Consider the following 14,795-nt stretch of genomic DNA (forward strand, 5'->3'; position numbering starts at 1 on the left):
AGAGGTTTGATCCCGTTGATGATTATATGGGTGCGATTGGACCCAGAGCCCGTTCGGTGCGAATCCTGATTCGCCACAATCGACGTACAATCGCACAGCATCTTGGAGGGATGACAGTCGAGTGTCTCATCAAGTCAGCCGTCGTGTACGCCTCGGGCATCACGCATTGGGCATGCACGACGTACCCTGCTAACCCGCAGAATCCGAGACATGAACTCCAGGGGGCGGTCCGTCTCCTCCCCACCGCCGTTCAGACCATGCTTCTCTCTTCGACGTCGTTCATCACCGCGCTCGAGGCAATCCAGCGCCCGCCCAGCCTGAGGCGCAGCTACCCCGAGCTGCGCTACGCGGCGACGGAGCCTTCAGACGTGGACTTTCAGATATGGCGGGACGCCTACCGGGAAGTAGTGAACCGGTTGCATGATACGTTCAAGCGCCACATTCGTGGCAGCAGGGGGTCCTGGTCACGATGAGCATTACTGGAAAATCCCTGGAGCGAAGGCTAGCCGCTGAGCTTCTCAAATCGGACAATGACGAATGGTTGGCCGGAATTCGCATTCTGCCAGGCGGGGCGGTCAACGGCACCATTGTCAGTCGCGCCTTCGAGAACGTCGACGCCGCCGATCGTCGCGTTCGCATCGAGCGTTCGCTGCGTGCGATCAACAGGGGCCTCCGTCCGGGATTCCTCTCGCTCTATACTCCCGAGGAAGCGGGCGCGCTCGAGCTCGAGCGTGCTCAGGTGGCGCGTGAAGCTCCGAGTGAGCCCGCGGGGACCTGGCTTGAGCTCGCCTCCGCCCTAGCTCAGGCAGAAGCACGCTCTCCGCAGGTCGAACCGATGACCTCACCCCGAGTGGTCGCCTTCTACTCTTACAAAGGCGGCGTCGGTCGCACGACGGCCATCACGCATACCGCCTATGAGCTCGCTCGTAGCGGGAAGAAGGTGGTGCTCGTGGACCTCGACCTGGAGGCGCCCGGGCTCAACGACGTCTTCGATCTACCGAAGCTTCCGCCAGTCGGCATCCTCGAGTTCCTCTATCGATCACGTCCAGGAATGGCGGAAGAGCAGGCGCCGGCCATCACGGACACGTTCTGCGAGGTACGCTTTCGATCCGAGGTACGCGGTCGGCTCTTCGTCGTTCCTGCCGGCAAGGTGGACTCGGCATACATCGCACGCATCGCAAGCTTGCGTGTCGAAGACATCCTGGGACCGGAAGGACCATGGGAGCGATTCATAAAGCAAATCAATGAGCAACTCGAGCCCGACTATGTGCTCATCGACTCCCGCACAGGCATCAACGACTGGGCCGCCTTCTGTCTATTTCACGCAGCGCACGAGGCATTTGTCGTCTTCTTTCCGAGTCGCCAAAATGTGGATGGACTCAGACCGCTGCTCGACGGCATACGACTTCTAGGTCTTGGAGATCGCGTCCGTCTTTGGGCTTCCATGTATCCCGCTCGAAAAGAGGGCGAGTCTCGGGCGAAGGAGTGTCTCGCTGAGCTCGGCCGCGTGCTCTCGACAGATCAAGGCCGCGACGAGGTCGAGAACAGCTACGATTCTGGCGCGACATCCGATGAAGACCAACTCCTTGGAATACCGTATCTCGAAGCGATCGCGCTCGCCGATGAAGTGCCAGTCGCCGCGGCTCGGACCTACTACTCTCCGCTCGTCAGCCGCATCGATGAGACGCTGGAGGAGGCGAGCCTTGTCCGGATCCTTGATCATCAGGGTCAGGGCACACGCCGGGAAATCCTAGAGAGCCTTCCATTCGACGTGGTGACAGCCGAAGAGATGAATCAGGAGCGCCTCAAGAAGCTATTTCACCGCACTTCAGACTTCGACAAATTACTCGACGGGCCCACGTGCCTTGTTCGCGGTCGAAAGGGTACAGGGAAGAGCGTGCTTTACGGAATCTTCGTGAAGCACCAGGACATGGTGAAAGAACTCGCGAGCCCACGACTCGACGACAAACGATACGATTTCGTATCTGGGCACGGCGAGGCAAGTCCGAAGCCTGGCCCCGACGAGTTCGTGGCGTGGCATCGTCTCGTGGCCGAGCGGAAGCTCACGTGGCACGCTTTATGGCGCGCCATTGTCCTCCTACGGCTCGTCCCGCTCCTGGAACGGAGGCCGAGGGAGATGCCTGACGCGATCTGGAAAAAGGCGAAGAAGCCCACGGTCGGTCCCCCTTTGCGCTGGACCCGAGAGCACACGCATGCTGTGGAGGAGATCGCCGCGAACGCCACCGACTCCAAATACGCACTCGATGCGCTCGACGATGCCATGGCCCGTGTTCAACGCGAGGTCTGGCTTTTCTTTGATGATCTGGATGAGGATTTTCAGACAGACGCAGCATTGCGGAACAAGGCGCTATCAGGGCTATTCGAGCTGCTGCAGACAAGCGACGACCAGCACCACAAGGCCATCCGATTCAAAGTTCTCCTGCGGGAAGACCTATGGAATGAGCTTACTTTTCAGAACAAGAGCCACTTCAATGGCAGATACATCGAGCTACGGTGGCGCCGAACGGACGTGCTGAGATTGGCGCTGAAGCAAGCGCTCGCCTCGCCATGGTTCGACGACATCGCACGAAAATTCAAGCCGGTGAGCAATCTCGAGCTGGCATCGGAGGAGTCGCTCGTAAACGCCCTCGAGCCTCTATGGGGAATACGGATGGGCAAGAAGAGGTCGAAGTACGTCCATCGATGGGTGTACGAGCGTCTCTCGGACAGTCAGGGGAATTTCTTCCCCCGCGCGATGCAGCACCTCCTCATGGCTGCCAAGGAAAAGGAATTGGAGTACTTGACCAGGCAAGGCGTTCAAGCGCCAAGGGATCGGCTCATCCGTGTCGACGCCCTGCTTCAGGGATTGAAGGAGAAGGCATCGAAGGAGCGCGTCGAGGAGCTCAAAGAAGAGTACAAAGAAATTCGATCATTCCTCGACAGCCTGCGCGAGCTCGGGACATCGCCTATCGCCAACAAGGCCATTCAGGAACGATGGGACCGCTGCGGCCGCCCGCGTGGCATTCCCACAAGGGAGGCAATCGTTTGGCTTCAATCCATCGGATTGATGAGCGACGCGCCCCGACCCGGCGAGCAAAAGATCGCTGATCTCTACTTGTACGGGCTCGGCCTGAGCCGCATGGGGCAGTAGTAGGCCCCCGTCGGAGCTTCCCCGTAACACAAGAGCTCCTGCGCCGAGCCCCGGGTTGAGGGACGTGTCGCTCACCCGTGCGTTCGATCGCCGCGCGCCTGGGCGATGCCGCCGCGAGCGCCCTCCGTAACCACCCGACCAACGCCATCGTGACCAGCCCGTCGGGGCCGGTTACCAGTCCCCATCGCGACGAAGGAGGAAGCGATGGCGACGAGGGCGGAGTGGGCCGAGCGGGTGGAGCGATGGGAGTGCAGCGGGCTGAGCGCCGAGAAGTTCGCGCGACGCGAAGGGTACAAGCCGAAGGGCCCGGCGAAGTACCAGTCGGACTGGGCGCGGCCGCCTGGAGCAACCCCAACCACGCGGTCACAGATCACGGCACCACACACCGGCATCGAGTAGATCGCCAGGGACGGCCCGAGGCTGACGGTGGTTGTCTTCGTGGCATACCCAAGAGTGACTGCCGTTCGATCGTAGACCCCGACACCTGCCCCTGGAACGATGCTGAACATGTTGTGGACCTCGATCCGTAAGTCCCCCTCGCTGCGCCAGAGCCATCCGGCGAAGGGGCTCACGGCAAGCCTGGGTTCGGTCCCGATCTGGATCCCGCCCACGCTCACCCCGCCGTGGAACTCGAGTGCCCGGGCCGGCGCCGGAACCACGACGAGCGCACCGACGTAGAGCAAGCCGATCTTGCCGAGTAAGGGTATGGACATGGTGGAAGCCCTGGCCGAGCCGCGACAGGCGATATGAGAGCGCGCACGATCTTTCTGGGCATGACGTGGGCGTCAAAGAGAAATTCGGCGAGCAGATCCCCATGCTTTGGGCTCGACGCGTCCCGGACGGCCGCACCGCCGCGGCGAAGGACTATGTAGCGCTCGCACCCGCGCTCCTCGTCGCCAGCCGTCGTCGGCATCCGCTTCGACCGCCGCGCCCTGCCGCGGGGGGGGCTGCACCGAACTCGCGCTCGAGCTGCTCGTCGCTGGCGCCGCGCCCGAACTCGACCAGGTGGACGGAGATGGCGCCGCGCTCGCCGATGTCCGTCAACCTCGACCTCCGCACCCCGCCGTGGGAGCTGCGCCGCGCTCACGCTCGAGACTTCCCCCCACGGGCGTCACAACGCGCCGAGCAGCCTCAGAGATCGAGGCCGCGCCGACGTGCGCCTCGACCCCCGATGGTCCGCGCCGAACTCGGCCGCGACGATGTGCAACCCGCTGCGCTCAGCTCGAGCTCGCCTTCGGACCGGGGCGAGGTTGACAAGCCGTAGCCGCATGGACGCAATCCTTGCCCCTGAATCACAGTTGACATCGCCCCCCCGCACACGCATCTGGAAAAACTTGGAGGATGAGCATGCGCCACAGGTTGAAGATGAAGGCGATCGCTGTTCTTATTCCTCTCGGTCTCGTGGTGTGGTCGTGCAACTACGACATGGGTGAGTGCTATCTTAGGGGGACGGAAGGCGCAGGAGCCGCAGACCCATACCCACCGGGGTCAGCAGCTGCGGGGGACGGGTTCCGAAACGGTGACGACGTCGGGGGAGAATCGTCTGAACTGTTGGCAGGATGCTCACGAGTTTCCAGATGCACCGACATGTACGATACTTGCGACGACAAGGGCTGGCCTTGTACGCGTGAGATCGAATGGAAAAAGACACTCTGCGCCGTTTGTCGTGACTTTTGCCAACGGGATGAGCCTTACCCAACCGCAGAGTGCCACAAGTGTGGATTTTACTAAATATGACGACATCCAACACTCTTCGTGGGGCCACGCATGTAGCCTTCGACACGCGGACAACAGATCGGCTGCTGGAGATCGGCGCAACCAACGTCGTGCGCGCAGCCGATCGCCTTATCATCGGGCCGAGTCGCCTGGATGCCATCGAGCATGCCCAAACGCGCGAGGCGTGGCGTTCTTCGCCTGAAGAGTCATCTAACAGAGACCCCTATGGCAAAGAATGGGACCAGCTCTATTCATCAGACATCCACTGGGATCTTCCCGTTGTACTGTGGGCATCATCAAGTCTACACGAACGGGTAAACCTCTGGAGAACCTGTAATTGGCTGCGCCAGCTGGAGTTCGCGTACCGTGACGTCCTCATCCTCGATTTTAATCCAGTACGCACAAGGATTCCAGAGAAACCGATGCCACCGTTCGACTGCTCCGCGTCAGTGTCCGATCATCCTGACGAGGTTCTTCTCGAGCGCCTCAGCAATGCTCGCCCCTGGCTGCGCGAGCGCTATAATCGCGCCGTCCGACTCTGGGACTTATACACCAATGCGAACCCCTTACCTTTCGCCCAAAGCTGCGCCCGTGGCGTGAAAGGCTTTCCGGAGCTAGCCCCGCTGTGGGCTCTGATGTCTTCATTCCTTCCAATACTGACTACCAAAAGAGCCTTACGCCTCAGTCGATTCGACGAGCTCATACTAACTCTTCTGTCGGCGGAATGGCAAACTCCTGCTGCCGTAGCCGTCCACAAATCGCAATTGGGGATGGAACTGTGGCAGCTTCTTTCCTGCACAGGCGACCTGTTCCTGGTGGACCGTCTAGAGCAGTGGGCAGACCACGATTCGAGCGCGGCAGTGGAGCGCGCGCCTGGCCCGAAGCCTAGTACTCCAATGAAGTCGTTTGTCTATCGGCTCACCGAACGTGGCATGAAGCTCCGAGAAGGTCTCGATCACCTCGCGGACGCACCTAGTTTGCCCATGGCTGGGATCGAGGCGTACTCGACCTCATCCCCCTGGGTGCTGCTCGAAGATGGACGGCTGGCTCGGTTGTGAGGACTGGGATCGACGTACGTGCACGCCTGCACATCCGCTGACAGCAGAATGTCCCTCGGGTGAGGTGTTCGTCAACCAAGTGGTTGGCGAACGGCTCTCGCCCGGAAGGCCGTAGCGCCGCGAGTATTCCGCTTGACTGTGGCGGCCGCACTGTGCACCCAGGCATGCGCTTCGACCTCTGCGACCGCAGCGGCGGCGACGAAGCGCGCTGACCTCGTGCCCGCGGGCCTCGCCGCCGGCGCCCCTCCTGTACTCGGCCAGATGGGCGACGGCGCCACGTTCGCCATCGAGCTGCTCGTTGGCTGCGTCGCTCCTGCGCTCGGCGAGGTGGAGAACCACTGCGCTGCGCTGGCCGACGTTCGCCTCGACATCTGCGACGGCCCGGCGCGTGCCCAGGCCGACGATGGCGGCCCCGAGCTCGTGCCCGGGGACCTCGACGCCGGCTGCGCGTAGAGCAGCGCTCCAACCGACGCCCGTGCCGTGGCGAGGAACCGCTCCGATCGGCTCCGGCGCCATGTGCTCGACGGCGGCCGCGCCGCGCTCGTCCAGGTGGACGTCGACGCCGGCGCGATCCCGACGCGCCCCATGCTCACCTCGACGCCGGCGGTGCGGCGCTGGTGCTCCCGGAGCTCGACGCCAGACGACTCGACGCCGGCCGCGGCGCTTCTACCTGGAGGCGATGAGCCCCTGGCCGAGGGGCTCCCGGTCGTTCAAACCCAGGGCTCCCCCTTGTCTCCCCGCCGCAGCCCCCTGTCTCCCCGCCGCAGCTCCTTGTCTCCCCGCCGCAGCTCCTTGTCTCCCCGCCGCGGCCCCTTGTCTCCCCGCCGCAGCTCCTTGTCTCCCCGCCGCGGCCCCTTGTCTCCCCGCCGCGGCCCCTTGTCTCCCCGCCGCGGCCCCTTGTCTTCCCGCCGCGGCCCCTTGTCTCCCCGCCGCGGTCCCTTGTCGCGCGTTCGACTCGCGCTGGACCATTACATCAACCCGTGCGTACAACGAGGCTGCACGATGGTAGTCGGATACGAGAGGCTTGACTTCCGGACGGCGTTTGGCCTTCCTAACGACGTTTTGGCGGCAGCTGCCCAACCACGAAGCGCCGCCTCCAGCCGTCGGCAAATGTAAGGAGGTGGGGTTATTGGTGCGATAGCCGCAATTTGTCTCCGCGGTGTTTCTTATCGCTAGGCACTCGCCTCGTGTCGCCGCACACTCGTACGGTCAGGGCACTTAACAAACCTTCTGAGTAGCGTGAATCCTGCGCCGAACCTCCTGCCCAACACCCCGGCCGAGCTCGGGCCCGGGTCCGTGTTGGGTCGTTACGAGCTGCTGCTGCCGATCGCGGCAGGCGGCATGGCCATGGTGTGGGCGGCGCGGCTGAAGGGAACGCGCGGCTTCCAGAAGATCGTCGCAGTAAAGACGATGCTGCCGACGCTGTCCGAGGACGACCAGTTCGAGCGCATGTTCCTCTCGGAGGCGTCGCTCGCGTCGCAGATCCGCCACCCGAACGCCGTCGAGATCCTCGATCTCGGCGAGCAGGACGGCGTGCTGTTCCTGGCGATGGAGTGGATCGACGGCATTCCGCTCAACCAGGTGATGAAGGTCGCGAAGCGGCAGAACGGCATGCCGATCCCGATCGCGGTGCGCATCGTGGCGCAGGCCTGCGCCGGCCTGCACGCCGCGCACGAGCTCAAGGACAAGAGCGGCAAGCTCGTCGGCCTTGTGCACCGCGACATCTCCCCGCAGAACATCCTGGTCACGTACAACGGCCTGGCCAAGGTGGTGGACTTCGGCGTGGCCAAGGCCACGGCGCTCAACGACAGCACGACGCAGGCCGGCCAGCTCAAGGGCAAGGTGAGCTACATGGCGCCGGAGCAGGTGCGCGGCGACGCGATCGACCGGCGCGTCGACGTGTTCGCGATGGGCATCGTGCTCTACACGCTCACCACCGGCAAACACCCGTTCCGCAGGGAATCCGAGGGCGCGACGCTGTTCGCCATCTCGTCGACGGACCCGGTGGAGGCGCCGCACGAGTTCCAGGCCGACTACCCGGCGTCGCTCGAGGACGTGCTGATGCGCGCGCTCGAAAAGGAGCGCGACGAGCGCTACGCCACGGCCAACGAGCTGATGCGAGCGCTCGACAAGGCGCTGCCGCCGAGCCAGCGAGCCACCGACGAGGACGTCGCCAATTTCGTCCGCGAGCTGTTCGAGGACCAGCAGGAGCAGACGCGCGCGGCCCTCACCGAAGCGCTGGAGCGCGCCGACCGCAATCAGCTGAGCAACAACTCCGGCCTCTCCGACGTGACCGGCCGGAGCCCCTCGTCGGTGAGCGCCTTCAGGACCGTCAACCTCCGCGGCGCAGCCCCGGGCGTGGCCGGAAAGATCACGCTCGACGACGAGATCCCGCCGTTCGCGCGCTCCAGGAGCCGCGCGCTGCCCGCCGTCGTGATCCTCGGTCTCCTCGCCGCCGGCGTGCTCGCCGTGCTGCTCCGGAGCGGCGACGAGCCCGCGCCTCTTCCTTCGGTCGCCGCGCCCGCCGCCCCGGCGTCCGCCGCGCCGGCGCCCGCGCCTCCCAAGGCGGAGGCGCCCCCTGCGACCGAGCCGGTCGAGCCCTCTGCCTCCGTCTCGGCCAGCGCTGCGCCGGCCCCGGCGCTGACGCCGCTCCCGGCGTCACCCGCGCGCCCGGCGCCCCGCCGTCCGACCAAGCCCGCCGAGCAGACCAGCTCGCCGAGCCCGACGCCAGCCCCCGCGACGCCGAAGTCGTGGAAGCATGATCCGGGGTTCTAGCGCCCCGCTCTCGACGAGCTCGACTCCCTCAAAATGTCCCTGAGAGACTCGCGCCTATCTCGGATCCGCCCGCGACGGGCACGAGCTCGAGCGAGGTTTTCTCGGGCTGCTTTGGCTTCCTGTTCTGAAGAAGCAAGATCGCGGTCGCCGTGCCGACCGCGACGACGCCGACGCCGAGCGCCACCTGCGCGCCATAATGATAGAATTTGAGGTCGTCGTAACGCGACTGCATGGACGGAGGGCATGACTTGCCGGCCGGACCGCAGGCGTCTTCCAGATCCTGGAGCGCTCCCTGGCGGAGCCCGAACAGCACCCCCGAGCCGATCAGGCTCGCGGCGCCGACGCCCCCGATGACGTACGGCACCACCTTGGAAGGCGGCCTCTCCCGCAGGGCGCCCGCCTGGATCAGCAGCTCTTGCGGCAGCGCTTCGAGCGTCACCTCGACGCGCGTCACCCCCTCCTCCTTCAGCTCCACCGTCTGTTGGAACGGCCTGTAATTGGGAGCCTTCGCGGTGAGCGCGTGAGGCCCGGGATCGAGCGGCACCTCGACGCCGATGGACGTACCGCCGAGGGCGATGCCATCGAGCGCAATGGCCGCGGAGGCCGCCCCCTTGCCGCGCACGATGACGAGCTTCGGGATCCGGGCGCGCAGCCGGCCGATCGACTGATCGACCTCGGCCCGAAAATCGGGCCCGACGGCGTCGGCCTCGGCGAGCGCCAGCTCGTAGCCACCGAGCGCGGCCACGAGCCGCCCCAGATTCTCCTCGCACACGGCAATGTGGAAGCGAACCTGCGGCGTCATACGCACCTGGCCGACCTCTCGAAACCGCTGCAGGGCCGCGGCCCAGTTGCCTGCCTGCTCGAGCTCGGTCGCCTGCTGGAACTGCGCGCGGGCTTGCTTGAGCGCGTCGGAGTCCTGGGCGAGCGCGGGCGCCTCGAGCAGCAGCAGCAGCACCGCTGCGACGCGGAAAATTCGCGGGAAATTCCTCATGCGGCGCTTGCCATGGTGACTTGACGCCTCCTCTCCTGTCAACGTGGCGGCGCGCCTTTGCCGCGCGCGTCAACGCGGCGGCGCGGCCTTCGCCGAGCGCGACGCCGCACCGCGTCGTGGCCGCAGGTGCGCGCGCGCCGGCGGGGCTTTCGCGCGCGGATCCCGACGCCGTCTTTTCACTTTATGGCCGCGAAATCCGCCAGCGAATGGTACTTTTGTCGTTCGATGTCGACCCCTAGCTTTCTGCGTCGCTTCGCGCTGCTCCGCGCGTTCTCGGCCGCCGCGCTGACGGCGGGGATCTTCGCCGCCGCCGCTTCGTGCAGCGTGCCGGACTTCGAGTTCGCGTCGGTCTCCGGCCCGCCGGCGCACTGCACGGACGACGCGCAGTCCGACGGCGAGACGGGCCTGAACTGCGGCGGCGAGTGCGATCCGTGCCCGCTCGGCTCCGGCTGCGCCGCGAGCCGCGACTGCGCCGAGGGCGAGTGCATCGACGGCGTCTGCCAGGAAGCGGGCTGCATGAACGACGCCCGCGACGGCTCGGAGTCGGACGTCGATTGCGGCGGCAGCTGCGACAGGAAGTGCGCGACCGGCCAGAAATGCAACCGGGCCGGCGACTGCGAGAGCGGCGTGTGCCAGGACGGCCAATGCGTCGCGCCGACGTGCACCGACGGGGTGCCCAACGGCACCGAGAGCGACGTGGACTGCGGCGCCGACTGCGGGGGCTGCCAGGACGGCAAGATCTGCCGCTCGAGCGTGGACTGCCTCAGCGACGATTGCATCGACGGGGTCTGCGGCCCCACCTGCCCGGATGGCCACGCCAACTGCGATCGCCTGGCCAAGGGGGACTGCGAGGTCAACATCCGCATCGACGCGGACAACTGCGGCAGCTGCGGCCAGAAGTGCGCGCTGCCGCACGCGACGGCCGAGTGCCAGGGCGGCGCCTGCAAGATCAAGGCGTGCGAAGCGCCTTACGCCGACTGCGACGGCGATCCCGAGAACGGCTGCGAGGTGAACACCGCGACCGACTCGAGCCACTGCGGCGGGTGCGAGGAGCTGTGCCCGGCCGTGAACGGCGACGCCTATTGCGAGGCGTCGGAGTGCAAGATCGAGTGCGACAAGGGCTTCACCAACTGCAACGGCCAGATCGCCGACGGCTGCGAGAGGGCGATCAACCGCGACGTGTTGAACTGCGGCGGGTGCGGCGTCGAGTGCGAGCCCACGGCGGGCGGCAGGCCCTGGTGCCGCGACGGCGTGTGCGGCGAGACGATTTGCCCGGCCGGCAGGGGCGACTGCAACGGCGACCCCGAAGACGGCTGCGAGGTGGATCTCACCGCCGATCCGGAGAACTGCGTCACGTGCGGCGGCCTGTGCACGGTCGCCAACGGCACCGGCAAATGCACGGCGACCGGCTGCGCCATCGGCAGCTGCGCGCCGGACTTCGCCGACTGCGGCGGCGGCTACGCCGACGGCTGCGAGACCAGCACGGCGACGAGCCTCAGCCACTGCGGCGGCTGCGGCGAGACCTGCACCATCGCCGGCGGCACCCCGAAGTGCGATGGCGGCGACTGCCAGGTGAAGACCTGCAACAGCGGGATGGGCGACTGCGACGGCAATCCGGACAACGGCTGCGAGACGAACATCAACGTCAACCAGACCCACTGCGGCGCCTGCGCGGCCGCCGGCGGCGTCAACTGCAACACCATCTACGCGAACGCCACCGCGACCTGCCAGGGCGGCACCTGCACCTTCGCCGGCTGCAAGGCGGACTACGCCAACTGCAACAGCTCGCTGACCGACGGCTGCGAGGCCAACATCAAGACCGACGAGGGGAACTGCGGCACCTGCAGCACCCAGTGCAACACCCTCCACACGACCAGCAACCAGTGCCTCGACGGCTCCTGCAACCCGGTGTGCACGAGCGCGCAGTACGACGACTGCGGGGTACCGAAGAACGGCTGCAACATCGACCTGTGGACCGACGCGAACAACTGCCTCGGCTGCAACCTCGTGTGCCAGAGCGGGGCCAGCGCCCACGTCACCAGCAATCAATGCAGCTCGTCGGGCTGCACCCCGGTGTGCAGCGGCCTGTGGCGCAGCTGCGACGGCAACGGCATGAACGGCTGCGAGAAGGACGTCTCCGGCGACGTCAACGCCTGCGGCGCCTGCAACACCCAGTGCCTCCAGGCGCACGCGAGCGCCACCGCCTGCACGGCCGGCACCTGCGTGCCCACCTGCGACCCGGGCTGGAAGGCTTGCGGCGACCCCCGCGAGGGCTGCACGACCCAGCTCGGCACCGCCAGCAACTGCGGCGACTGCGGCCACGTGTGCTCGGGGACGAGGTCCATCTGCTCGAACGGCAACTGCGTCGTCTCGCCGGACATCGTCGTCGTCAACTCGGGCACGACCGGCACCCTGAGCACCATCGGGAATTCGGCGCCCATCATCAACGTGAGCCACGCCCTGCAGACACCGCGGGACAACGATCGCATGGTCCTTGTCGGGATCGTCGCCTCCGAGAACTCGCTCGTGCCGGTGAGCGTCACCTACGACGGCACGCCGATGACGCTCTTCAACACGCGGCAGGCCGACAACAACTCCGCCGCGCACATCTACTACCTCCTGGACAGCCAGCTTCCGGCCGCCACCGGCAACAAGCCCGTGGTGGTGCAGATGGCGAGCTCGAACACCTGGGGCGTGTACTTCGCCAACGTGGTGGAGCTGAAGGCCGTGCACCAGTCGAACCCGTTCGCGAGCGCCACCACGACCGGCATCCACACCAACACGGCGGACTGCGGCGCCAGCGCCGTGCCCCGAGGGGTGACCACCAACTTCAGCGCGAGCGGCTCGTTCGTGTACACGGTGATGGCGGCGCGCAACGCCAACACCGGCGCCACCATCAGCCCCACCGCGGCGACCTCCACCATGAACCGGCGCCTGACCGATCCGACGACCATGGTCGCGCTGGCCGGCTATCTCGTGGCCAACTCCAACACCACCATCTCCTGGGCGGTGAGCGGCTGCTACAGCACCGCCGGCGTCGGCGTCGCCGTGCGGCGCGCCAGCGGCGGCTGAGCGCCTCGAGGCGCCACGCTCCTCCCTCGATTCGCGGGCGCCGGCTACCTGACCAGCCGCACAACGACGAGCTCGCGCTGCCCGCCGACGGGTCCGAAGCCGAAGTCGCCCGGACCGTCGAGCTGGCCGGCGAGGTAGACGGAGTGTTCTCCTCCCGTGCAGACGGCGAAGAAGCGTCCGGGAGCGTCGAAGACCTCCGGTTCGCCCGGCGTGCCGTCGGCGGCGAGGCGGACGAGCATCGGGCTCTCCTCAGCGCCGTAAGCGCCACCCGTGATGAACACGCTGCCGTCTGCCGCGAAGGCGGAGGCTCGTGTGAAGTAGTCGGCCTCGTCGCCGAAGAGGGAGCTCCACAGCGGCTCGCCGCCGGGGCCGAAGCGAGCCGCGAAGAGCTTCGTGGAGCCGCCGGTGTTCCGTGAGCCTCCGCCGAAATCAGCCGTCCCGTTCATGTAACCGACGATCAGCGCGCCGCCGCCCCGCGCGCCGCTCATGTCGTTTGCCAGCGTGTAGCCATCAACGCCGAAAGGTTTTCGGGTCAAGATCTGTCCAGTCGGTGAGACCTGCGTCAAGTACGAGCCGTAGCCGAACGAGTGCGTGGCGTATCCCGTAAGCCAGATGTTCCCGTCGCTGCCGAGCGCCATTCCGGTCGCGTTCGTCATGGGCCACGTATCGAGGTCACCTCTCGGGTGAAGCACCTGGCTGGTGACATAACCGCCATCGGTATCGAGCGTCAGCAAGAAGGCCGTCTCCCCACCGGCCTCGTGGACGCCGCCTCCGAAGTCTATCTCACCGCTGACGTAACCCGAGACGTACACGTTGCCGTTCGGCGCCACGGCCGCGCTCTCCGCCACGTCGTACCCCATACCGCCGAAGTGCCGCGCCCAGATCACCTCGCCGTCCGCCGCGACCTTCATCACGAACATGTCGGGGCCCCAGTTTTCGTCCGTGGGCACCCAGATCTCGTCGCCGATAACGACCCTGGTGCGGTACGTGCCAACCGCGATGATCGACCCGTCGGCGAGCGGAGCAATCCCGTTCACCTGCGTGTCGTAAGCGGCGCTGCCGAAGCTCTTGGCCTGCACGAGCTCGCCGCTCGGCGAGAGCCACATCAGCACGGCGCCGGCGTGCTCTTCGCCATTCAACGAGAGGGTACCATCCGCCCCACCGCCGACCACGAGCCGCCCCTGGGCGTCGAGCGCCGCCGCATAGAGGCTGTCGTTGACGCCCTCTCCGGGGAACACGATGCTGTAACCGGGGCCGTCCTCCGAGGGAAAACCGACGCCGGGGTCCTCACCTCCCGCCCCCGGGCCCCCCGAGGTACTGCTGGCGCCGGTCCCGCCCGCCGTGGCGCCGGCCCCGCCCACCGCCTCGCTGGAGCCGCTCGTCCCCGCGGCGTGACCGCCGCCAGCGCTCGCTTGCGCGCCGCCCGCGTCCGCGCCGGCGCTCGGCGCCGAACCGCTCTCCCCGTCGCCGATCCCTTGCACGATCCTGCCCTCGCACGCAGCCGTCACGAGCGCCGCCGCGAGGGACCAATTCGCGAACGGCACCCACCGATGCTGAAGCCCACGCCCGTCGCTACCGCCCCGCCCGACGACCGATGCCACCATGAGGACAAGCTATCACGGATACCCGAACGCCCCTATGCTCTGCACGTATACGCCCCGTCGGAAACATTACCGCTCCGGCATTCTTCGGCGCTCATCAGAAATGATCACCTGCGCTCGTCGGAAATGGCCCGAGCGTGAAACATCAATCGTTGCGTGGACGGCGAGCGCAGATCTGGAGCACGCGAGGGCAACGATGCGAATGATTGCGTCGGCGCGTCCGCCGGGGGGGCTCAACGCGCCTCCGTCAGGGAGTTCATCGACCAACGTGGTTGACGAGCTCCCGCCCCCAGGAGCCAACCACGCGGGACATGGTTCCGCCTGACGTGTTGTGCATCGATCGTTTCGGTATGCCGGATTTCGGCCACGCGGCGGCCGCCCATCGTCTCCACGCCGCAGCCTCTCGTCTCCACACCGGAATCGGCTCTCCA

At 66.3% G+C, this 14,795-nt stretch carries 8 protein-coding genes; 5 read left to right on the top strand and 3 right to left on the bottom strand.

The genetic code is table 11. The annotated features are described in order from the left end of the window. Positions 1-469: 469 nt before the first annotated feature. A complete protein-coding gene (locus WMF14_RS42560; protein ID WP_437796210.1) occupies positions 470-3,151 on the top strand; it encodes an AAA family ATPase in 2,682 nt (893 codons plus the stop codon). A 71-nt stretch (positions 3,152-3,222) separates the two neighbouring features. Here the strand turns inward: WMF14_RS42560 and WMF14_RS42565 are convergent, their stop codons facing one another. Then, a complete protein-coding gene (locus WMF14_RS42565) occupies positions 3,223-3,864 on the bottom strand; it encodes a hypothetical protein (RefSeq protein WP_437796211.1) in 642 nt (213 codons plus the stop codon). A 1,020-nt stretch (positions 3,865-4,884) separates the two neighbouring features. Between WMF14_RS42565 and WMF14_RS42570 the strand changes: the two genes are divergently transcribed. The 3 genes from WMF14_RS42570 (at position 4,885) to WMF14_RS42580 (ending at position 8,700) form a co-directional block, all read left to right on the top strand. After that, positions 4,885-5,925: a DUF1835 domain-containing protein gene (locus WMF14_RS42570; protein WP_437796212.1), complete on the top strand. Its 1,041-nt coding sequence runs from the start codon at positions 4,885-4,887 to the stop codon at positions 5,923-5,925. Between the two features lie 216 nt (positions 5,926-6,141). Then, positions 6,142-6,378 (top strand): hypothetical protein, encoded by a 237-nt coding sequence (locus WMF14_RS42575; RefSeq protein ID WP_437796213.1) that lies wholly within the window; start codon positions 6,142-6,144, stop codon positions 6,376-6,378. Between the two features lie 786 nt (positions 6,379-7,164). Further along, complete coding sequence (locus WMF14_RS42580; RefSeq protein ID WP_437796214.1) at positions 7,165-8,700, top strand: serine/threonine protein kinase; 1,536 nt, start codon at positions 7,165-7,167, stop codon at positions 8,698-8,700. Between the two features lie 28 nt (positions 8,701-8,728). On the opposite strand, the gene WMF14_RS42585 is transcribed toward WMF14_RS42580, so the two are convergent. Continuing rightward, positions 8,729-9,691 (bottom strand): PEGA domain-containing protein, encoded by a 963-nt coding sequence (locus WMF14_RS42585; protein WP_437796215.1) that lies wholly within the window; start codon positions 9,689-9,691, stop codon positions 8,729-8,731. Between the two features lie 225 nt (positions 9,692-9,916). Here WMF14_RS42585 and WMF14_RS42590 point away from each other — a divergent pair, with 225 nt between their 5' ends. Next, entirely contained in the window at positions 9,917-12,763 is a 2,847-nt protein-coding gene (locus WMF14_RS42590) for a hypothetical protein (RefSeq protein WP_437796216.1), read from the top strand. Between the two features lie 44 nt (positions 12,764-12,807). Here the strand turns inward: WMF14_RS42590 and WMF14_RS42595 are convergent, their stop codons facing one another. Further along, the gene (locus tag WMF14_RS42595) at positions 12,808-14,307 is read right to left on the bottom strand and encodes a hypothetical protein (RefSeq protein ID WP_437796217.1); all 1,500 of its coding nucleotides are present in this window, start codon (positions 14,305-14,307) and stop codon (positions 12,808-12,810) included. Positions 14,308-14,795 lie beyond the last annotated feature (488 nt).

This window comes from Sorangium sp. So ce693 (assembly GCF_051521375.1).
Classification (GTDB): domain Bacteria; phylum Myxococcota_A; class Polyangia; order Polyangiales; family Polyangiaceae; genus Sorangium; species Sorangium atrum.